Genomic DNA, 20,299 nt, shown 5'->3' with positions numbered 1-20,299 from the left:
CGCGCAACCGCATGGCGCATAATGTTGCGCCATGTCCCGTACACAACGTCTCTTCTCGTTGATGCAGTTGCTGCGCCGCCACCGTTACCCGGTGGCGGGCGCGGCGCTGGCCGATTCGCTCGGTGTGAGCCTGCGCACGCTCTACCGAGACATCGCCATGCTTCAGGCGCAGGGCGCGCACATCGAGGGCGCGCCGGGGCTGGGCTACGTCCTGAAGCCGGGCTTTCTGCTCCCGCCGCTGATGTTCTCCGAAGAGGAAATCGAGGCCATCGTGCTGGGTTCGCGGTGGGTGGCCAGACGCACGGACGGCGCCCTGGCGGAAGCCGGCGCGAACGCGCTGGCCAAGATCGCGGCGGTGCTGCCGTCGGATCTGCGCTCGTCGCTCGAGGCCTCGACCTTGCTCATCGCGCCGGGCGAACCGTTACCGCCGACGATCGTCGACATGACGGTCATTCGCGAAGCCATTCGCGCCGAACGAAAACTCCAATTGTCCTATCGCGACGAAGCGGGCCGCCTGTCCGAGCGCGTCATCTGGCCGTTCGCGCTCGGCTTCTTCGACCATATGCGCATGATCGTCGCGTGGTGCGAGCTGCGCGACGACTTCCGTCATTTCCGCGCCGATCGCATCGAGGCGCTGACCGTGACCGAGACGCGCTATCCGCGCGGGCGCCGCGCGTTGCTCACGAAGTGGCGCGAAACGACGGGCAATCGGTGAGCTCCGCCGGCGTTCGCGACGCTTCGCAGGCGTCATTCGACTGCTGACAAAAATTGACAGCATCGCTTCGTACGATGTGATGCATGACAGCGCACGACGGCCCCGCAGCTGCGGGGATCGGCCGAGCAAAACGTCATCCATCACTATCGACAGGAGCGAGTCATGCTGCATCCGAACTTGGTTATTTTGTATGTTTCGAGTCCCCCCGAAAGCGCGGCGTTCTATGCCGAATTGTTCGACCTCGAGCCGGTAGAAGCATCGCCCGGATTCGCGATGTTCGTATTCCCTTCGGGGTTTAAGTTGGGACTGTGGGCGCGCTATGGCGTGGCGCCGACGGCCATCGCGCCGCCCGGCGGTAGCGAAATCGTGCTGCCGGTGGCGTCCAACGCGCACGTGGACGCCACGTGGGAGGACTGGAGCGCGAGAGGCATCACGATCCTGCAGGCGCCGACGACGATGGACTTCGGTCGCACGTTCGTGGCGTCCGACCCGGATGGTCACCGGGTGCGCGTGTACAAGCTCGTCGATACGCCGCAGTGACGTAACGCTTCGGCGAGGGACGCCCGAGTCCCTCGTTGTGACGGCGCCCCTTACATCGCGGTGGCGGATTTCACGAGCACCGGCGCGTCGCGATACTGCGCGGGGAACAGACGCTTGAGGTCTTTCACCTTCGGCAGGTCGTTGATGACGATGTACGGATACGTCGGGTGCTCGGTCAGGAAATCCTGATGATAGGTCTCGGCCGGATAGAAGCCCGAGTACTTTTCCAGGCGGGTGACGATGGGCTTGCTATAGGCGTGCGAGGCGTTGAGCTGAGCGATATACGCGTCGGCGACACGGCGTTGCGCTTCGCTCATCGGGAACACGGCCGAGCGATATTGCGTGCCGGTGTCCGGTCCCTGCCGATTGAGTTCGGTCGGATTGTGCGCGACAGAGAAGTAGATCTGCAGCAGCGTCCCGTAGGACACTTGCTGCGGATCGAACGTCACTTCCACGGATTCTGCGTGGCCCGTCGCACCGCTACTGACGGTTTCGTAATCGGCCGTCTTCGCGGTGCCGCCCGCGTAGCCGGACACGGCTTTCGTCACGCCCTTCACATGCTGGAACACCCCTTGCACCCCCCAGAAGCAGCCGCCGGCGAACACGGCCGTCTCGGTGTGCTCGCCCGTGGCGGGCTCGTCGAGCTTGGGGGCGGCGATGACGACGGCCGCCTCGGCACCGCCGAAGGCGTACGCGCCAACTTGCCAAACGAGTACCCCGACGGCGGCGGTGCCAAGCAGCAGGCGTCTCACTCGCGAAGCGGGTGTCGTGCGGCGGGGCGATTGGCCTGGCATCTCGTCGCGGGCCTGCGACGGGTGAAGCGGATCGAACGGGTTCATCTGAAAACTCCCGGCGTCCGAAGACGCCTCGATGGCAGCGGTCTTGCGAAGTCGCTGCCGGGTCATTGGGTTGGAGGACGGGGCGCGGCGTGACTCGCCGAACGCCATCGAACTCAGCCGAAGGTGAAGGCGTAGGCCGACACGCCCGGATCGAGAAACTCGATGCTGAACGTACGGTCGCGCACGTCGCCTGACTGGCGCACCAACTGGTACAGGCGCTGGGAGGCGACGGTGCCGGTACCGTCGGCGCCCACGTCGGTGCCGTGCGCGTCGCCGGGCGGCTTGCCGTCGACCGTTACGCGAAAGCGCACCGGTTCGCCGCCGGCCTTCGGGCCGAGCACGAGATGCAGGTCACGCGCGTGGAAGCGATAGACGATACGCGTCCCGGCTTGCATGGCGGTGGCCTGTTCCGGCCCCACGCGCCAGTCGCCGGCCAGCGCCCATTGGTTGAGCGACGGCGTTGATGGCGCGCGGTAGTCGCTGGCCTGATCGCGCACGGCGCCGCCGGGGGAGGCGAAGTGCTCCGCGCGCTCGTAGCCGACATAAGTCTCTGGCGAGCGAACGTCGCCCATGTCGGCCGCTTGCTGAATGCCACCGGCCTGCACGTCGGCAATGCCGCTCGCGACCTGCTTCGCACCGGCCTCGCGCAACAGTTGCTGGATCACGCGTTCCGACTCGGCGTAATTGCCTTCGCCGAAGTGGTGGTAGCGCACGCGCCCCTGGGCGTCGACGAAATAGTGTGCCGGCCAGTATTGATTGTGGAAGCCGCGCCAGATCGCGAAGTCGTTGTCGATGGCCACCGGGTAGTCAACGCCCAGATCGTGCACGGCCTTTTTCACGTTGCCGATGTCGCGCTCGAACGCGAATTCGGGCGCGTGCACGCCGATGACGACGAGCCCCTGGTCGCGATACTTCTGCGCCCAGGCTTTGACGTATGGCAACGTGCGCAGGCAGTTGATGCAGGAATACGTCCAGAAGTCGACAAGCACGACCTTGCCACGAAGGGCCTGCGCCGTGAGTGGCGGCGAATTCAGCCATTGCACGGCGCCGTCCAGCGAGGGCAACTGGCCTTCGACCGGCAACGGTGCTGGGGCATCGGCGGTGGCGCGCATCGTCGTATCGCGCACGGGCATCATGGTCGGGCCGGCGGTGTGGCTATCGACGCTCGCGTCGACCTGAGCGGCGGCGCGGCGTGTACCAAGCGCGTCGACGAGCCTCTGCTCGATACCCCCTGTCGACGGCGTCGAGAGTTGCGCCAGCGCGCCGGTGTCGAGCCCGAGGGCGATGGCGGCGACACCCGCGAGCATCAGCCCGCCGAGCCCGCGACGAATCCATTCGCCTGCGCCGAGCGAGCGTTTCATGGCGGCGAAGACGCGTCCGCCGACCAGAAGGGCCAGCCCGAGCGACGTGGCGGCGCCGGCCGCATAGGCGGCGAGCAGCAGCGTGGTGCCGACGCTGGCGCCTTGCAGTGCCGCGCCCGTGAGCACCAGCCCCAGGATCGGACCGGCGCAGGGCGCCCAGAGCAGGCCCGTGGCAATGCCAAGCAGGAACGACGCGCCCGGACGGGGGCCCGTGTTCGCATTGCCCGAGATGCTGCCGCTCCCTTGCGCGGACTGCGACAGGCGATCCCCCAGTGACACGAGCGGATGCGTGAGCCGTTCGCCGAGTTTCGGAAAGAGCAGCGTCGCGCCGAACAACGCGACGAGGGCCAGCGCCAGCCAGCGGCCATATTGGTTCGCCTGCACGACCCAGCTTCCGCCAACGGCGGCGAGCGTCGCCACCAGCGCGAACATCAGCACCATGCCCGCAAGCATTGGCAACACGCTGCGCGAGAACGATTGGCCAGCCCGCGAGAAAACAAACGGCAGTACCGGCAGGATGCACGGACTGACGATCGTCAGAATCCCGCCGAGGTAGGCGAGGATGAGCAAAGTCATGAAGCGCTCCTTGAGCCGCACCCGTTGGCGGGGTGAAGCGGAGGTGGGTAACTTGACGACGGTAGACGCATGGCGCTCAGGCGGGTTGCGGCTGGAACGTCATCGCAAGGCCGTTCATGCAATAGCGCAGGCCGGTCGGCTTCGGACCGTCGTCGAACACATGGCCGAGGTGGCCGCCACAACGTCGGCAATGGACTTCGGTGCGAACCATGCCGAAGGTCGAGTCGGTGTGCGTGCCCACGGCATGATCCAGCGGCATCCAGAAGCTCGGCCAACCCGTGTGACTGTCGAATTTCGTGCGCGACGAGAAAAGCGGCAGCGCACAGCCGGCGCAGGCGAACGTTCCGGCGCGGTGTTCGTCATTGAGCGGGCTGGAATAGGGACGCTCGGTGCCCGCCTGACGCAAGATCTCGTACTGGGCGGGCGTCAGACGCTTGCGCCATTCGGCATCGCTGTAGGCGACCTCGAAGTGCTCGGGATCCGTGGCGCGACGGGCATCGTCGGCGTGCGCGGGGCGCATGAGGCGCGGCACCAGCCCGGCGGCGACGGCGGCGGCTGCCGCAGTGGCGCTTAGCAGGAACGCGCGGCGCGACGGCGTCGGGGCAGCCTTGGCGGCGGCGGAACGCGACGGCTTGCGCGGTGGCTTATCGGACAAACGCATGACATCCTCCGGTCAGTAGGGCGATCCGGCGCGGGGCTGGCCCGCCGCCGCGTGTTCAGGGGAGCGCGACGGCCGTGGTTCGGCGCAGCAGACACAGCAGGCGTTCGCGCCGGATCGATAATTGAAGGGTAGTGCGCCGGCGATGGCAAAGTCCTCACGTAAAATTAAACAATTCGTGATACCTCGCGGTGCGTGAACTGCGCACAATGGGGCCTTCAAGATCCACTTTCCCGGGAGCTGTCCCTGCGATGGAATCGCCGCGCCGTGTTTTGCTCGTCGAAGACGACGTGCATATCGCCGACCTGCTCGCGCTGCATCTGCGCGACGAGCGGTTCGAGGTCGTGCATTGCGCCGACGGCGACGAAGGTCTTCGTCGATTGTCCGAGGGGGGCTGGGACGCGCTGGTCCTCGACCTGATGCTGCCCGGCGTCGACGGGCTGGAGATCTGCCGTCGCGCGCGGGCGATGACCCGCTATACGCCGATTATCATCATCAGTGCGCGCGCGAGCGAAGTGCATCGTATTCTCGGGCTGGAATTGGGCGCCGACGACTATCTGGCCAAGCCGTTTTCAGTGCTGGAGCTGGTGGCGCGGGTCAAGGCGCTCATGCGGCGGGTCGATGCGCTGGCGCGCAACGCGCGCATGGACGCCGGCAGCCTGGCGATGGCGGGGTTGTTCATCGACCCGATTGCGCGGGAGGCATCGCTTGGCGGCAAGCGGCTCGATCTCACGCCGCGCGAATTCGATCTGCTGTACTTCTTCGCCCGTCAGCCCGGCAAGGTGTTCTCGCGCATGGACCTGCTCAATGCGGTGTGGGGCTATCAGCACGAGGGTTACGAGCACACCGTCAACACCCACATCAATCGCCTGCGTGCCAAGATCGAAGCGGATCCGGCGCAGCCCGCGCGTATCCTCACGGTCTGGGGGCGCGGCTACAAGTTCGCCAACGACAGCGGGCCCGACGGCACGGGTGCCGAGGCAGGAGGCGCATGATGCGTCGCTGGAATCTCACCCTCACGCAGCGCCTGTCGCTGGTATTCGCGGGACTGCTGCTGGTGTGCTGCGGCACGTCGGCGTGGATGCAGGTGCGCGCCAATCGCATGCACGAAGCCGAAGTGATTCAGGGACTCTCGCGCGGACTGGCGGAGCATATCGCCGCGAATGCCCAGCTCATGGACGCGAACGGCATGAAGCCCGACGCCGTGAGGCGTCTGTTCGGGCAACTCATGGTGGTGAATCCGAGCGTCGAAGTGTATCTGCTCGACATGCAGGGGCGCATCACCGGTCACGCGGCGCCTGAAGGCCATCTGCGGCGCATGCAGGTCGATCTGGCTCCCGTGCATCGGCTGATCGATGGCGAGGCGTTGCCGATCTATGGCGACGATCCCCGTAATGCCGATGTTCGCAAGGTATTCAGCGCCGCACCGCTGCGGGTGGACGGTCGCGAGGTCGGCTACGTCTACGTCGTGCTGGTCGGCGAGGCGCACGACCGCTTCGCGGCGCGCGGGGCGACGAGCGCGGCGCTCGATACGGCGCTATGGTCGATCGGCCTGGTGGCGGCGCTGTGCCTGATTGCCGGTCTGGCGGCGTTCGCGCTGATTACGCGTCCGCTGCGCCGCTTGACGGATTCCGTGCGCGAGTTCGATATCGACGCGGCCCCGGTGCAGCTGCCTGCCGTCTCCGCGGATGAACTGGCGTCGCAGCAGGCGCGGCCGAACGACGAGATCGTGGTGCTCGAGCGCACTTTCCGGCAGATGGTCGAGCGACTGGGCACGCAGTGGCGCACGCTCACACGTCAGGATCAGGAGCGGCGCGAACTCATTGCCAACATCTCGCACGATCTGCGCACGCCGCTCTCGTCGCTGCACGGCTATCTCGAGACGCTCTCGCTCAAGGACGCCACGCTCACGCCCGCCGAGCGGCGGCGCTATCTGGGCATCGCCCTCGATCAGAGCCGCAAGGTCGGCGCGCTGGCGCAGTCGCTGTTCGAACTGGCTCGTCTGGAACATGGCTTCGTGCAGCCCGAGGCCGAGCCGTTCTCTGTGACGGATCTGATCCAGGACGTCTTTCAGAAATTCGAACTGAGTGCCGAGTCGCGCGGCGTCGCGTTGCGCGCGCAACTCGCGCCGCAAATTCCCGTTGCGCGGGCCGACCTCGGCCTGATCGAGCGCGTGTTCACGAACCTGCTCGACAACGCGCTGCGCTACACGCCGTCGGGTGGTGAGATCACGGTGGCGGTGGCGCCGGTGGGCGCCGACATCGAAGTGTTGGTGAGCGACACCGGTCCCGGCATTTCCGAGACCGCGCGCGAAGGCCTGTTCGAGCGGCCATTCACGGTCGGCGGCGCCCGCCGCGAGGGCGGGCTGGGTTTGCGCATCGTGCATCGCATTCTGCAACTGCACGGACGGCGTATCACGCTGGTCGACACGCCCGGGCAGGCCGGGCAGGGGGCGACGTTCCGCTTTACTTTGCCGACGTGAGTTGGTTGGGCGCCTGGGCGGCCGGCGCCGCGTCGAAGTATGTCAGTTTGCGCACGAAGACATTGGCGAACGGGTCGACCTTCTCGCCGTGCGCCGCGGGGGAGGTGATCACGACGCGCACGATATTGCCGCGCGCGTCGTACTTGTAGTGGTACTCGGACACATGACGCTCGCCGGTGGCGGCGTCGGTGCGGGTCACGCGCGTGAGTTCGTGACGCGGCGAGTATTGCGCGACCTCGTTGTCCCACGCCAGCGCGAGCCATTGGCCGTCGATGAAGGCGGCGGCGCCGTTGTCGCGGACGATGCGCCCGCCGTCCGGCTTGCGCTCCACGCTGGCGAACGTCCGGTATGAGACCCGCTTCGGCGCTGGACGCACCTTCCCGTCGGCCGTGACGACCTGACGCGCTTCGTTGGGCGCCGACCACTGACGCGAGAGCGCGAAGCACTCGTCGTCGAACCGTCGCGCCTGCAGGGTGCCCGTACGGTGATGATGCGCGCCGTTGGCGGCGGCGATGAGGCTGCGGGTCCATTCCAACTGCCCGTTGTTCTCCTGGTGCACCTGCTCCTTCCATGTGGCGCGACGTCCGGGGCCGCGCACGATCCAGGCGTCGGCGCTTTGCCAGTCGACGGGGACGCCGTCGATGCTGTTCAGTCGGCCGTTGGCGTCATACGAATAGTGGCCGCGGTCGGTACTCGCGAGCAGGTGACCTTGCGCGTCGAAATCCATGACGAAGCGATTGCCGTTGTCGAGCGGCCCGACCTTGCCAGTGACGCGATCATAGCTGGCGATGAAGCGGGTTTCTTCGATCCGGCGAACCCCGGCGGGAATGCCGCCGAAGTTGCGCATCAGGTCGTCCTCCTCGCGTAGCGAAGTCTGAACGCACCACGGCAGCGGCGCGGACGCCTGCGGCGCGTCGGCGGCGGGCGATGGACTCGTCGGGGCAGGGGGCGACGTGCTGGCGCTCGGCGGGGTCTCCAGTGTGGCCTGTGGCCGGGGACCCGCGCAGCCGGCCAGCGCGGCGGCCAGTGCTGCCAGGGCAAGCGCTGCCCGGACAGGGCGGGCGGAAGGGGCTGAAAGGATGAGGCGGATGGATGAAGCTGACATCATCGGAAGGGTTTGCCGAAGGTATTTTGTCCCGATTGTACCGGCTCCGGGCGACGCACCCGCCGGCATCGCTCGGAACAGTACCTGACGTCGTCCCACACGCGCGCCCATTTCTTGCGCCAGGTGAAGGGCCGGCCGCACGCTTGACAGACTTTGCTGGGCAGAAACGCTTTACCGTGCTGGGTCATTCGGTGGGATCGACACGATCATGCGTCACCCAGACAAGCGACGCCGTATCGACGCCCAGCGCTTGCGCGCGCGCCACAATGCGCTTCATCTCGCTCGCGCCGAGATGCTTCTCCCTCGCGAGAATCCAGCAGTAACCGGTATTCGGTCCCACCACCAGCGCCCACCGATAGTCGGGGTCGATGGCGGCCACGTGGTAACCGCCGTAGAACGGCCCGAAAAACGATACCTTCAGCGATGCGACAGACGGCGACCCGGTAAACAGCGCCTTGCCGGTCACCGCTTGCCACCGACCGTTCGACGTATCGAAGCCGCGGTTGAGCACGCGAATACTGCCATCTGACTGCGGCGTGTAGGTGGCGGACACGTCCGTCATGCCGCGCTCGAACGCATGGTCGAGGCGAGCCAGTTCGTACCAGCGGCCCTGATAGCGACTCACATCGAAGGGCGACACGGGGGAGACCCCTGGCGGCGGACTCGTGTTGGCGCACCCGGAGAGCAGGAGGAACGCGAACGAGAGCGAGAGCGCGCTCAGCCACCGCAGCGCGACGGTTCGTTTGGCGGGAACAGCGTTGGTCATGGAGGGCCCTGTGTCGGTGAATGGAAAGCCTGTGTTTGCGTTCGTCGTCCATCAAGCACGTTGGCATCGACTCTCGGTATGCTCAAGCGTGACCGCCGGCGCGAATTTTCAGGACTCGAGCACATCCCGAAGCTTGGCGAGGCCTCGACGAATCCAGCTTTTGGCAGTGCCCTCCGGTACACCCAGCGTACGGGCAAGTTCCGTATAGGTGAAGCCGCCGAAGTAGGCGATCGTAATGGCCTGTCGCTGTTGCGCAGAGAGGGCGGTCATTGCCACCGAGAGTCGTCGCTTTTCGCGATCTTTCTCACTGAGCTCTGGCGGAAGCGCGGTATCCGCGGCGATTGACGACATGAGGGTCTCGTCCAGCGGAATCGGTTGTCGTTTGCGCAAATAGCTGATGGCTCGGTTCCGGGCGATGGTCGACATCCACGGAAGCACGTCGCCGCGTTGCGCATCGAACACCAGACGACGCTGCCACAACGCCATATAGACGTCCTGAAGAATATCTTCGGCTTCGGCGCGATGATGGATCACGCGGAGGATGACGCCGAACAGCACGGACGAGGTATGCCGGTAAAGCTGCGAGAACGCATCCTCGTCGCCGAGCTGCGCAAGCGTCAGCAGACCCGTCAGGTCGGTGCAATCGCCGAGGGAAGGACGAGCCGACATGCGGGCGGTACCCGCGCAGGCACCGGCCGCGCTCGAGCACGCACTCGCACTCGCGGGCGCACTCTGCGACGAGACGCCGCCGCTGCCCGTGCCCGTCGGACAAGCGTATTGACTGATGTCGATGGTTGTCATCGCGGCGTCTCCAGGAAGGATGCTGCGGGATCGGTGCCTTACTGCGAGCGGTCGGGCATCAACGCCAGAAACTCGCGGCGCAACGCGGGATCTTCGAGGAAGCGTCCCCGCATGACGCTGCTCACCATGCGCGCGCCGTCGTCTTTGGTGCCTCGCCAATGCATGCAGAAGTGATCCGCCTCCATCACGACGGCGAGTCCGTCGGGGGCGATCTTTTCTTCGAGCAAGTCGGCGATCTGCTTGACGGCTTCTTCCTGAATTTGCGGTCGTGCCATGACCCAATTGAGCAATCGGGCGTATTTGGAAAGACCTGGCAGATTCGAATTCGCCGCGGGCAATACGCCAATCCACGCGCGACCCATGATCGGGCAGAGATGATGCGAGCACGCGCTACGCACGCGAAGCGGCCCGATCAGCGTGAGTTCGTTCAGTTGCCCGATGTTCGGGAATTCCGTGACCACGGGCGGCGGTTCGTACCGTCCGGAGAACACTTCCCGGACGAACATTTTCGCGACGCGCTTGGCTGTCTCGCGCGTGTTGTGATCGTTGTCGACGTCGATGACAAGTGCGCGAAGGGCGTTCTCGATGTGCATTGCCACTTCGCTCTGCAGCGTATCGACATCCCCCTCGCGCAGGTGGGCGGCGATGTTGTCGTTGGCGTGAAACCGGACACGGGCGTTTCGCAAGCGTTGCCGGATGACTTGTGACAACGGGACGCCTTCCGCGGCGCCCTTCGTGATGGCCGGTTGTGAATCGATGATCGCGCCCATGAGGTTCTCCGGAAAAGGAAGTTGCTTACGCGCGGTGACGTTCAGCGCTCGCCACGCGCGATCGCCGGCATAGACCAGCCTTCGTGCTCAGCCACGGCGGCGAGGGCATCTTCGAACATGGCAACGGCTTTGTTGGCCGCGTCGCCGAGATGTCTATGAAGTAGCGCGTCGGCCGGCGAGCGCGACTCACATTCATCGCTATAACGCTCGAACGCGGCGATTTGCAGCACGAGTTCGGCAAGATGCTTGGGGCACTCGCAAGCGATGGTCGTCGACCGGGAGACGACCCTCGTCAGCGTGTCGTTGTCGAACCGACGCGGCGTCCTTTGCCAGATTCGCTCCCGGCCTGCGCTGCGGGAATCGATGCGACGTAACGTTTGCAGGTAATCGAAGAGGAGGTCGTTCGCGTGCAGTAGGGCGTTGGGGGCGCGTTTGAGGTTGATGCCCTCCAATCGCGCGAGTTCGGCCGCCCGCGTCGTGCCGAAGGCGTATACGACGAGCACGTCATCGCACATCAGCCGCTGCGCGGCCGAGACGATCGCCAGGACCACGTCTTCGTGAAGCGCCTCGACCCGAATGACGGCACAGTTCTCGGCGGAATCGTTGCCGTCGGCGGAAGGGATCTCCTGAACGGTATCGAGCCGGACGGCATTGACGCCGTTCGGGATGTCAAGCGTCACGCTTTCGCCAAATCCGACGATGAAGAGGTTCGTGTCTCGCACGGGGGCGTCTGACATCGCAGGGTTGCCGTCTGAGCTGGCCAATTGTCTCAACTGATCGCCATCCAGATGGGCAATCGAGCTAATGGCGTGCCCTCGGTTCACCAGTGCTTTGATCGTCTTCAGGCGATGGACGTCGACATCGGAATACAGGCGCTGACCCGAGGCGCTAGTGGGCGGCGACACGACGCCATACCGTTGCTCCCAGATACGCAACGTTGCAGCAGGCATGTCGACGAGCTTGGCTGCCTCGCCGCTTCGGTACCGTCGAACTGTATCCACCGTCTCCTCCACCCTGAGGGCGTTGTCGTGCAAAAGCTACTCAATGAGCTGTAATCTAACTCAAATGTTTATATGAGTCAATAAATCAGACTCAATTTGTATATTAAGTTATATATGAGTCTAAATATAGACTCATGTTGTTTGTTTCCGTAGCCTGCGGTCGAAACACGGTGTTGTCGGTACTACGCCGATGGATTGGCGCGCAGTTAATTTTCGGTTTTCGATCGCTTGATTTTGGGTTCGGCGCGCCGATGCGTCCCGCGCCCAGCGCCTGATTTACGGACGACCTCTTCGCCGGGCGTCGAGATTGGGGGCAAGTGTTCGGCGGTCTCGCGAAACAGCGACCGTAGCCAGGCAATGGCCGGATCGCGTTCTTGATACTTGTGCCATTGAAGGTTTTCGACAAAGGCCGGGATGCCGACAGGGCATTCCAGCACGCGAAGGGGGAAGCGTTGCGCCATCTGATGCGCGAGCCGGGAGGGGAGCGTGGCGATGCGCGAGGTACCCACGAGCAATGCGGGCACCAGCGTGAAGGTCGGCGCGATCACCGTCTGGCGCCGTGTGCGCTTGCTCGTGGACAGTAAGCGGGCGTCGAAAGTAATGCGACGCCCGCCCCCCCATTCGACACCCACATGAGCGGCGTCGAAGTACTCGTCTTCCGTCAACCGGTCGCCCGCCATTCGGTACTCGGCGCACACGAGACACGAAAACGTGTCGTCGAACAAAGGCTCCGCCGGATGGCCGGCAACCTTGGCGAACTCTGGTGCGATCAGCAGTTCTGCCTCGCCGTTCTCCAGATGCTCGGGCGTCTGGGGACTGATCGCGCGCAAGTCGAACTGCATCAGGGGCGCCAGCGTTGTCGCCCGCTTGACCACTTCCGACAGGAACACACTGATCACGTAGTCGGACGCCTCTATCGTGAAGCGACGTGTCGATGTCGCAGGATCGAACGTGGGACGTGCGCGCGTGATCGTCTGGATTTGGAGCAGGACGTCCCTCACGGGTTTTGCCAACTCCTCGGCTAGCGGTGTGAGGACCTGCGTTTTTCCTACCGGCACGAGCAACTCGTCCTCGAAATACTCACGCAGGCGGGACAGCGAGCAACTGGTCGCGGGCTGGCTCAAGAACAAACGCTCGGCGGCTTTGCCGACGCTGCGAGTGGATAGAAGGGCATCGAGTACCACGAGTTGGTTGAGATCGAGCTTATTGAATCGCATGACCAGTTTGATATTTACAGGATAGATGCACCGTATTTAAACAATAAATTATATAAATGTCATGCGATACCTATAATCGGCTCAACAGGCAGCCATAGCCTGGAAACCAACAAGCATCACGGAGACATGAACCTATGCAGGCGTATCGTAAGGCGGGCTCGCGGCTTGCCCAGTGGGGGCTGGTCGCCACCTTGACACTGATGACCATGCTGGCCCAGATCGACAAGAACATCCTGGTACTCATGGTCGCGCCGATCCAGCGTGATTTCGGTGTGAGCGACGTGCAAATCAGCTTTCTGATTGGAGCGGCATTTGCTGTGGCCAATATCGTGGTGGGATTGCCTGCGGGCTGGCTGGCAGATCGATTCGACCGTCGTCTGATCATTGCCGCCGGGGTGTTGGTGTGGTCACTGGCAGTCGCGGCCAACGCTGCAGCGACCACCTTTGCCGTCCTGGTGGCCGCGCGCGTCATTGTGGGTGGGGCCGAGGCGTTGATTCCCCCGTCATCGTATTCACTGATTCGCGACGGTGTGGACGAGGACCGCCGCGCGCGAGCGCTCTCCGTCTATACGATGGCGTTGATGCTTGGCACCGGATTGTCGCTGGTCCTTGGCGGTCCGTTGATGAGCGTGATTCAGTCGTCCGGCATGAACACCATCCCGTTCCTGGGAAATGTGACGGCCTGGCAGATGACGCTGTTCCTGATTGGGTTGGTTGGCGTGCCGATGAGCGTGATGATTTTCCTGAGCAAGGATCCGGGGCGTCAACGCGACGGCGCGACGAACCTGCCGCGGCGCACGCACCACGTCGCCGCCTATCTCTGGGCGCATCGTGCCATCTTCGGACCGTTGTTCCTCTTTGTCGTGGCGAACGCCATCATCACGTTCGGCCTGGCGGCGTGGCTGCCAACCGTGATCGTTCGACGCTTCCATCTCGGCATGAGGGAGATTGGGCTGATTCAGGGGACCGTGCTGCTGACCATGGGGCCGCTCGGGCTCTGGTTGGCAGGAGTGGCGATGGAGCGCAGAGCGGCGGCGCTGACCAGCGTAGCTCGGGTGGGCATGGTGACGAGTATTGCCGTTGCGGTACTCACGGTGGCGCTGGTGCTGACGGGAACGCTGCAGACGTTCTGGATCGTCGATGCGCTGGTTGTTCTTTTCTCCTGGACCTTCATGTCCGTCACCTCGACGATCGTGGCGCGCGTCGTACCCACGCAGTCGATCGGCATCGTCATGGCGATCGTGCTCGTGTTGAATGGGTTGCTTGGTCAGGGCCTTTCGCCCACGCTCATCGCCCTCGTCGGGCGACTCCTGTTCGCCGGTAGTGCAGATGCCTTGCCCAATGCAATGGCAGTTGTATTCGCCGTGTCAGGAGGGATCGCACTGGTGGCGTCTGCAGCGCTGTATCGGAGTGTGTCGCGTACCGAAAGCGTCATGTCGAATGTTGCGACGCAAGTGGGTGCGCCTTGATTCGGCGTTGATCTTGCTTAACAACGCACCCGCGTGCGACCGCGCATTGCGACATGCGTGAAGTGGGAAACACAGAAAAATAGCCAGGAGACGTTTCAATGAAGCTCGTAAAAATAAAATTTATTAGTACTGCGATATTATTATCGGCAAGCGCATCCATTCATGCGCAATCGAGCGTGACGCTCTCTGGGCTGCTTGGTATGGGTGTCTCGTACACCAGTAACGCCAGCCCAATCGGTAGCGGAGCACTGTGGCAAGCCACCAATACCCACGCCGTGCCGTTCTTTGCGATTTCGGGTAAGGAAGTGATCGACAGCGACACCTCCGCGGTATTCCGCCTGAGCCGCTACGCTTTTCTCAATAACGGAACCGACGCGCCATTCGAGAGCTTCGTCGGGTTGAGTTCCGCGAGCAAAGGTACGTTGACCATGGGTTCGATGTACGACTTGCTAGCCGATCTGGTGCCCTTTACGTCCGAGCGGTTTACGTCACTTCTCGCGACGCATCCGGGGAATCTTGACAGAACGGTCGGCAACGCCCTGAACAACTCGTTCAAATACAAGTCACCCCTCTATGGCGGATTTCAGTTCGGTCTGATGTACGGGATCGGGCAGGCGGGCTCGACCACCAACACGGGCCGCGTCGTCGGTGCCGAAGTCGCTTATGCGACGGGGCCGTGGCAAACGGTCGCCGTCTGGGAGTCCGTCAACGGCGTTCCGTACGCGCCGGGACTCAAGTTGGGCGTGTCAAGCCTGTACGGCATTGATTTCACGAAGACACCGACGGCCTCGGTATTCCAGAGTCAGAACACAGGCACGGTGGGCGTCGCATACGTGAACGATGGCTGGCGCGTGATGGGTAACTACAGCTACACGCGCCTATCGGCTGCTGGCGCATCGGCCACGGCGCAATCGATTGATGTAGGCGCCTACAAGTACGTGACGCCGCAGACGCGAATTGGCGGTGGCTACTCGTACACAAAACTCGAGTCTTACAAGTGGAATCAGTTTCACGGGCATATCGACTATGCCCTTTCGAAACGCACCAGTCTGTATCTCCTCGGGGTGTTTCAGTTCGCAGGATCAGGCCAGTTTGCCGTGCTTCGAAATCAACCGCCGGCGTCGGCATCGCACCAGGCGGTGCTTGAGGCCGGTGTCACGCACTTCTTTTAACCGGCAACGTGAACATGTCGGCCGGTTCAGTCTCGGTATCTGATGGAGAAAATGCAATGCAGTGGGATGTGATTGTTGTCGGCGGTGGCCCGTCGGGTTTGACGATGGCTGCCGAGTTGGCCGGCGCCGGCGTAAAGACGCTTGTGATTGAGCGACGCACCGAAGGCGTGCAGTCGCGCGCGGGCACGATTTTGCCACGGGTTCTGGAGCTGTTCGATACCCGAGGCATCGCCGATCGACTGATCCGAAAAACGCGTGAAATTGCGGAATATCCGTATCGACCATCACACATTTGGGCGGGATTCCATCCGATTGAATGGAAGTACCTCGAGACGCGCTTCGGCTTCACGCTGGGTTTGCCGCAGAACAAGACCGAGGAAGTATTGTGGGAGTGGGCCGCTGAATCGGGAGCCGTGATCCGGCGAGGCGAGGAAGTCCGTGACGTGCGCGAGTTGCATGACGGCGTGGAGCTTGCGCTATCCGATCCCACCGGAAACCTCTCGACGCTGCGCGCCCAGTACGTTGTCGGCGCGGATGGCGGGCGTAGCGTCGTGCGTTCCAAGCTGGGTCTTCCGTTCGACGGGCATTCGGGGACGTTTCGCGGCATTGTTGTCGACGCTGAGCTCGAGGCGCCGTGGCCGGGGGGGCGTATCAACGTAGACAACGAGATGGGGTGGGTGCGCGGCTACGTATTCGGCGAAGGCATTACGCGATTCAACATCGTGCATCGGGATCGCCGGCATGCACCGAAGGACGAGCCGGTGACGCTCGAGGAGGTGTTGCAGTGCATTCGTGACGTGCATGGCACCGATTACGGCATCAAGGGATACCGCTGGGCTTCGCGTTTCGATGACCAGATGCGGGCGGTGCCAACACTTCGACAGGGGCGTGTGTTTCTGGTAGGGGAATCCGCCCGCATTCACTATCCGGCCAGTGGCGTAGGCATGAACTTCTGCTTGCAGGACGCGTTCAACCTTGGCTGGAAGCTGGCCAATGTCATCAACGGCGTGGCGGACGCCAAGACGCTCGACACCTACGATTCGGAACGCCTTCCGGTCATGCACCGGCTGCTCGAGAGCGTAAAGGCACAGTGCGCGTTGCAATTCAACTTCGGCCCCGAGGCCGTCGCGCTCAAGCGACGGATGCAGGAGCACCTGATTCCGCTGCCAGAGGTGCAACGCAAATTGGTGCTCGAACTCAATGGTCTGGAGACGGCCTATCCGTGCGATCCAGGCAGCCATCCGTTGACCGGGCAGCGTTGCCCAGATATCGACCTGGTCTTGCTTGACGGCCGATCGGTGGCGATCACGCAGGCGTTGCGCGAGCGGAAATTCTTGCTGATCGATCTGGACGGCTTTGCACGTCAGTTCGAGTCGATCGACATTACCGGTCGGCCGGTGAGTGTGCTCAGGGCTCGTGTCGCACGCATTCCTGCGGCGCTCGAAGGCGTCAAGGGGTTGCTGGTGCGTCCCGATGGCTATGTCGCGTGGGCAAGCGAGACGTTGGCTCGCGAAGAAGACGTCGACGTGCAACTTGGCAAATGGCTGAAGCGGTGACCCCATGAGCGAACACCGACGATTACTGACGGGCGGCTGGGTGCTGAGCATGGACCCGGCGATCGGCGATCTGCGCGTGGGTGACGTGCTGATCGAGGGGGAGCGCATCCTGGCGGTGGCGCCACACATTGACGCAGCGGATGCCGAACGCGTCGACGCAAGCGGCATGATCGTCCTGCCGGGGTTCGTCGATACCCACCGCCATACTTGGCAGAGCTGCGTGCGGCATCGCTACGCGGACATCGATCCGCAAATCTACTTCGCCGAAATGCTGGGTGCGAAGGGGGCCGCGTTTCGCCCGGAAGACGTTCACGTTGCCACGATGCTGGGTGCAGTGTCCGCGCTTGACGGTGGCATCACCACGATGCTCGATTGGTCTCATGTCCAGAACAGCCCCGACCACGCGGATGCCGCGATCCTGGGGCTGCGCGAGGCCAACATTCGCGGCGTGTTTGCACATGGATGGCCGCTAGTGGACGGTGCGTCGTGGATGTTCGACAGTCAGCGGGGGCATCCGGAGGATATTCGCCGGCTGCGAACGCGGTATTTTTCGTCGGACGATCAACTGCTCACGCTTGCCATGGCGGCACGGGGCCCAGAGATGACGCGGCGCGATGTCTGGCTGGAAGATTTGCGCCTTGCGCGCGACCTCGGAATTCGATCGAGCATTCACATGGGGGCGTATGCGCGAAACGCCTCGGTACGAGCGATCGCGCAGATGCATGACGCCGGCGTGTTGGGCGACGACTTGACGTTCGTGCACTGCTGTTTTTCCGGCGCCGACGAGATCGCGATGATGGCGGATGCCGGCGTAAGCGCTTCGCTCGGCGTGCACTGCGAGTTGAACGCACAAGGCATTGGCGATATCCCGTTTGATCGCTTGCTGGCGGTGGGCATTCGGCCTAGCTTGAGCGGCGATACCGAGACCAAATGCTCGGGCGATATGTTCACGCAGATGCGTCACGCCTTCGCGTACTACCGTTCGTGGATGGGCGGGCAACACTCGCGGGTTCAGAACGCGCCCGCAACGCTCTCGATGCGCGAGGTGCTGGAGTTTGCCACGGTGGCAGGGGCGCGCGCTAACGGGCTGGATCACAAAGTCGGCTCGCTGACGCCCGGCAAGCAGGCCGACATCATCATGATTCGTGGAGAGGACCTCAACCTCACCCCGGTATCGGACGCCGTGGGCGCTGTCGTGCTTGCCGCGCATCCGGGCAATGTGGACTCGGTATTCGTCGCCGGGCGCGCAGTGAAGCGACAGGGCCGAATGATCGGTGTCGACCTGAACGTTCTGCGACAGCGTGCTGTTGCGTCCCAGCAATACATTCTTGAATTGAAATGAGTGACGCTAAATTGCCTCAGCCGTTGGACCGCGAGCTGGCGGATCTCGTGTCGGCGATGCGTGCAGCGCAAACGCTTCCGCCATTTTCCGGAACGCCGCAGCAAGCCCGTGAACGTATGCGCCGCGGCATTATGGCGGCGCGTGAACGAAATCCGTTGCCGAAGGTCGGCGCGATTGAAGATGCGATCGCCGAGTGTGCGGGGGCGCATGTCCCGGTACGCGTCTACCGTCCCTTGGATACGAGCGCGGTGATGCCTACGGTGGTGTTTTTCCATGGCGGAGGATTTGTTCTCGGCAGTGTCGAGCTGATGGATGACATCGCGCGCAAGCTCTGCCGCGACATGCGGGCGGTGGCGGTGTCGGTTGACTATCGACTGGCCCCGGAGCATCCGTTTCCCGCCGCGCATCACGACGCGTTGACCGCGACACGCTGGGCGATCCGCCATGTCGCGGTACTTGGCGGGGATCCGTCGCGGGTCGTGCTGGCGGGTGAGAGTGCCGGCGCCAATCTGGCAACGTCGGCGGCACTGTCGTTGCGCGGTTGCGGCGTCGGTATCTCCGCGCAACTGCTCGTTGTACCCGGCGTCGACATGGCTCGCGACGTCGCGCGCATTGAGGCAAAGGGTATCGACTTCCCGATGCTTTCACCATCCGACCTGCGAGACATCTCGCGGCTTTATATGGGCTCGGCTATGGCGCGTGCGCGGGAGTTCCCCCCGTCGCCACTGCGCGCTGCCGATCTGCGCGGCATGCCTGCCGCGTTGATTGCGATCGCTGGCCATGACCCGCTACGCGACGAAGGTATTGCCTACGCGCGGCGTCTTGAGGCGGCTGGTGTGCCGGTGCAACTCCTGTGTTTCGAAGACATGTTTCATCCGTTCTTCGGCTTCTTCGAAGCCTCACGTTCGGCGCGTCGCGCCAACGACACCATCTGCCGCGCTTTTTCAGCGTGGCTCGAACAACATGCGCTGCCCCGCGATCTGTGAGCGGGCGCGCCAACCCTAAAGTCTCTGGAGAACACCCATGCGCTATGTATCGTTCGTAAAAAATGGAAAGGCGACGCTGGGCGTTCGCGATGGCGACGCCATTCGCGTGCTCGGCGAGGACACCCTGGAATCGTTGTTGGCGAGCGGGGTCGATCTCGTCGCTCATGGCCGCGCGCAAGCCGGGCAGGAAAAGGTGAGCGCCGAAGGCCTCGTGTACCTGCCGCCGCTTGCCCGTCCCCCCAAGCTCATCTGTGTCGGCCTCAACTACGCTGACCACACGGAGGAAAGCCCCTACGAGCAACCGGATTACCCGACGATTTTTTTTCGCGTTGCAACCAGCCTGGTGGCGCATGAACAACCGTTGGTGCGCCCGGCAGTATCCGATAGCCTGGGCCTTGACTTCGAAGGCGAAATCGCGGCCGTGCTCGGCAAGGGCGGTCGCCACATTCGCGAGGAGGATGCGCTCGAATGCGTTGCGGGCTACGCGCTCTTCAACGACGGGTCGGTTCGGGAGTACCAGTTCAAGTCGCCGCAATGGACGGTCGGGAAGAATTTCGACGGCACAGGCGCGTTCGGTCCCGACCTCGTGACGGCCGACGAGTTGCCCCCCGGCGCCAAGGGGCTGCTGCTGGAGACACGTCTGAATGGTGAGGTCGTGCAGTCCGCCAGTACCGACGACATGATCTTCGACGTCGCTCAACTGATCAGCATCGTCAGCCAGGCCATTACGCTCGAACCGGGCGACGTGATCGTGACCGGTACGCCTTCAGGTATCGGCTGGGCACGCACACCGAAACTTCTGATGAAGCATGGCGACCTTTGTGAGGTCAGCGTGGAGGGCATCGGTGTGCTGCGCAATCCCGTCGTTGACGAGGCCATCCGCTAAGGTGTTTCATGAACGATCGACCAACGAGTTGTCGCCGATGATTTCCGAGGAGCGAGT

The 20,299-nt window shown here is 63.5% G+C and carries 20 protein-coding genes; 10 read left to right on the top strand and 10 right to left on the bottom strand.

What is annotated here, in order from left to right:
* Positions 1-31: 31 nt before the first annotated feature.
* Positions 32-715, top strand: coding sequence for a helix-turn-helix transcriptional regulator (locus PSO31014_RS20520; protein ID WP_150553303.1), 684 nt, complete (start codon positions 32-34; stop codon positions 713-715).
* Between the two features lie 162 nt (positions 716-877).
* A complete protein-coding gene (locus PSO31014_RS20515; protein ID WP_150553302.1) occupies positions 878-1,255 on the top strand; it encodes a VOC family protein in 378 nt (125 codons plus the stop codon).
* 50 nt (positions 1,256-1,305) lie between these two features.
* On the opposite strand, the gene msrA is transcribed toward PSO31014_RS20515, so the two are convergent.
* The 3 genes from msrA to msrB all read right to left on the bottom strand — a co-directional run bounded on the left by msrA (position 1,306) and on the right by msrB (position 4,551).
* Positions 1,306-2,049, bottom strand: coding sequence for a peptide-methionine (S)-S-oxide reductase MsrA (gene msrA, locus PSO31014_RS20510; protein ID WP_150553315.1), 744 nt, complete (start codon positions 2,047-2,049; stop codon positions 1,306-1,308).
* Positions 2,050-2,207: 158 nt separating this feature from the next.
* Positions 2,208-4,031 (bottom strand): cytochrome c biogenesis protein DipZ, encoded by a 1,824-nt coding sequence (locus tag PSO31014_RS20505; RefSeq protein WP_150553301.1) that lies wholly within the window; start codon positions 4,029-4,031, stop codon positions 2,208-2,210.
* A gap of 76 nt (positions 4,032-4,107) precedes the next feature.
* The gene (gene msrB, locus PSO31014_RS20500) at positions 4,108-4,551 is read right to left on the bottom strand and encodes a peptide-methionine (R)-S-oxide reductase MsrB (RefSeq protein WP_370364011.1); all 444 of its coding nucleotides are present in this window, start codon (positions 4,549-4,551) and stop codon (positions 4,108-4,110) included.
* 389 nt (positions 4,552-4,940) lie between these two features.
* On the opposite strand from msrB, the gene PSO31014_RS20495 reads away from it, so the two are divergent.
* The gene (locus PSO31014_RS20495; RefSeq protein WP_150553300.1) at positions 4,941-5,684 is read left to right on the top strand and encodes a response regulator transcription factor; all 744 of its coding nucleotides are present in this window, start codon (positions 4,941-4,943) and stop codon (positions 5,682-5,684) included.
* On the top strand, positions 5,681-7,171 hold the full coding sequence (locus tag PSO31014_RS20490) for a sensor histidine kinase (protein ID WP_150553299.1): 1,491 nt from the start codon (positions 5,681-5,683) through the stop codon (positions 7,169-7,171). The genes PSO31014_RS20495 and PSO31014_RS20490 overlap by 4 nt, the downstream gene beginning before the upstream one ends.
* Here PSO31014_RS20490 and PSO31014_RS20485 read toward each other — a convergent pair.
* The 7 genes from PSO31014_RS20485 to PSO31014_RS20455 form a co-directional block, all read right to left on the bottom strand.
* Complete coding sequence (locus tag PSO31014_RS20485) at positions 7,155-8,279, bottom strand: RHS repeat protein (protein ID WP_174976599.1); 1,125 nt, start codon at positions 8,277-8,279, stop codon at positions 7,155-7,157. The two genes, PSO31014_RS20490 and PSO31014_RS20485, sit on opposite strands and share 17 nt — an antisense overlap.
* Positions 8,276-8,464, bottom strand: a complete 189-nt coding sequence (locus PSO31014_RS20480) for a DUF2256 domain-containing protein (RefSeq protein WP_150553297.1) — start codon at positions 8,462-8,464, stop codon at positions 8,276-8,278. The genes PSO31014_RS20485 and PSO31014_RS20480 overlap by 4 nt, the downstream gene beginning before the upstream one ends.
* Positions 8,461-9,042, bottom strand: coding sequence for a lipocalin family protein (locus PSO31014_RS20475; protein WP_150553296.1), 582 nt, complete (start codon positions 9,040-9,042; stop codon positions 8,461-8,463). The genes PSO31014_RS20480 and PSO31014_RS20475 overlap by 4 nt, the downstream gene beginning before the upstream one ends.
* Positions 9,043-9,150: 108 nt before the next feature.
* Complete coding sequence (locus PSO31014_RS20470) at positions 9,151-9,843, bottom strand: sigma-70 family RNA polymerase sigma factor (protein ID WP_150553295.1); 693 nt, start codon at positions 9,841-9,843, stop codon at positions 9,151-9,153.
* Between the two features lie 38 nt (positions 9,844-9,881).
* Positions 9,882-10,613 (bottom strand): GTP cyclohydrolase I, encoded by a 732-nt coding sequence (folE, locus tag PSO31014_RS20465; RefSeq protein ID WP_150553294.1) that lies wholly within the window; start codon positions 10,611-10,613, stop codon positions 9,882-9,884.
* Between the two features lie 41 nt (positions 10,614-10,654).
* Complete coding sequence (locus PSO31014_RS20460) at positions 10,655-11,614, bottom strand: MerR family transcriptional regulator (protein WP_150553293.1); 960 nt, start codon at positions 11,612-11,614, stop codon at positions 10,655-10,657.
* Positions 11,615-11,820: 206 nt separating this feature from the next.
* The gene (locus tag PSO31014_RS20455; RefSeq protein ID WP_150553292.1) at positions 11,821-12,831 is read right to left on the bottom strand and encodes a LysR family transcriptional regulator; all 1,011 of its coding nucleotides are present in this window, start codon (positions 12,829-12,831) and stop codon (positions 11,821-11,823) included.
* Positions 12,832-12,965: 134 nt separating this feature from the next.
* Here PSO31014_RS20455 and PSO31014_RS20450 point away from each other — a divergent pair, with 134 nt between their 5' ends.
* The 6 genes from PSO31014_RS20450 (at position 12,966) to PSO31014_RS20425 (ending at position 20,242) form a co-directional block, all read left to right on the top strand.
* Positions 12,966-14,300 (top strand): MFS transporter, encoded by a 1,335-nt coding sequence (locus tag PSO31014_RS20450; RefSeq protein WP_150553291.1) that lies wholly within the window; start codon positions 12,966-12,968, stop codon positions 14,298-14,300.
* 98 nt (positions 14,301-14,398) lie between these two features.
* Positions 14,399-15,472 (top strand): porin, encoded by a 1,074-nt coding sequence (locus PSO31014_RS20445; protein ID WP_150553290.1) that lies wholly within the window; start codon positions 14,399-14,401, stop codon positions 15,470-15,472.
* 14 nt (positions 15,473-15,486) lie between these two features.
* Entirely contained in the window at positions 15,487-17,028 is a 1,542-nt protein-coding gene (locus PSO31014_RS20440; protein ID WP_150553289.1) for an FAD-dependent monooxygenase, read from the top strand.
* Between the two features lie 4 nt (positions 17,029-17,032).
* Positions 17,033-18,370 carry an amidohydrolase family protein gene (locus PSO31014_RS20435; RefSeq protein WP_150553288.1) on the top strand — a complete coding sequence of 446 codons (1,338 nt, stop codon included), beginning with the start codon at positions 17,033-17,035 and terminating at the stop codon, positions 18,368-18,370.
* On the top strand, positions 18,367-19,356 hold the full coding sequence (locus tag PSO31014_RS20430; RefSeq protein ID WP_246176899.1) for an alpha/beta hydrolase: 990 nt from the start codon (positions 18,367-18,369) through the stop codon (positions 19,354-19,356). The genes PSO31014_RS20435 and PSO31014_RS20430 overlap by 4 nt, the downstream gene beginning before the upstream one ends.
* A gap of 37 nt (positions 19,357-19,393) precedes the next feature.
* On the top strand, positions 19,394-20,242 hold the full coding sequence (locus tag PSO31014_RS20425) for a fumarylacetoacetate hydrolase family protein (protein WP_150553287.1): 849 nt from the start codon (positions 19,394-19,396) through the stop codon (positions 20,240-20,242).
* The last annotated feature ends 57 nt before the right edge of the window (positions 20,243-20,299 follow it).

Source organism: Pandoraea soli (genome assembly GCF_902459595.1).
GTDB classification, from domain to species: Bacteria; Pseudomonadota; Gammaproteobacteria; order Burkholderiales; family Burkholderiaceae; genus Pandoraea; species Pandoraea cepalis.
This window is presented reverse-complemented; position numbering and strand designations above follow the sequence as displayed.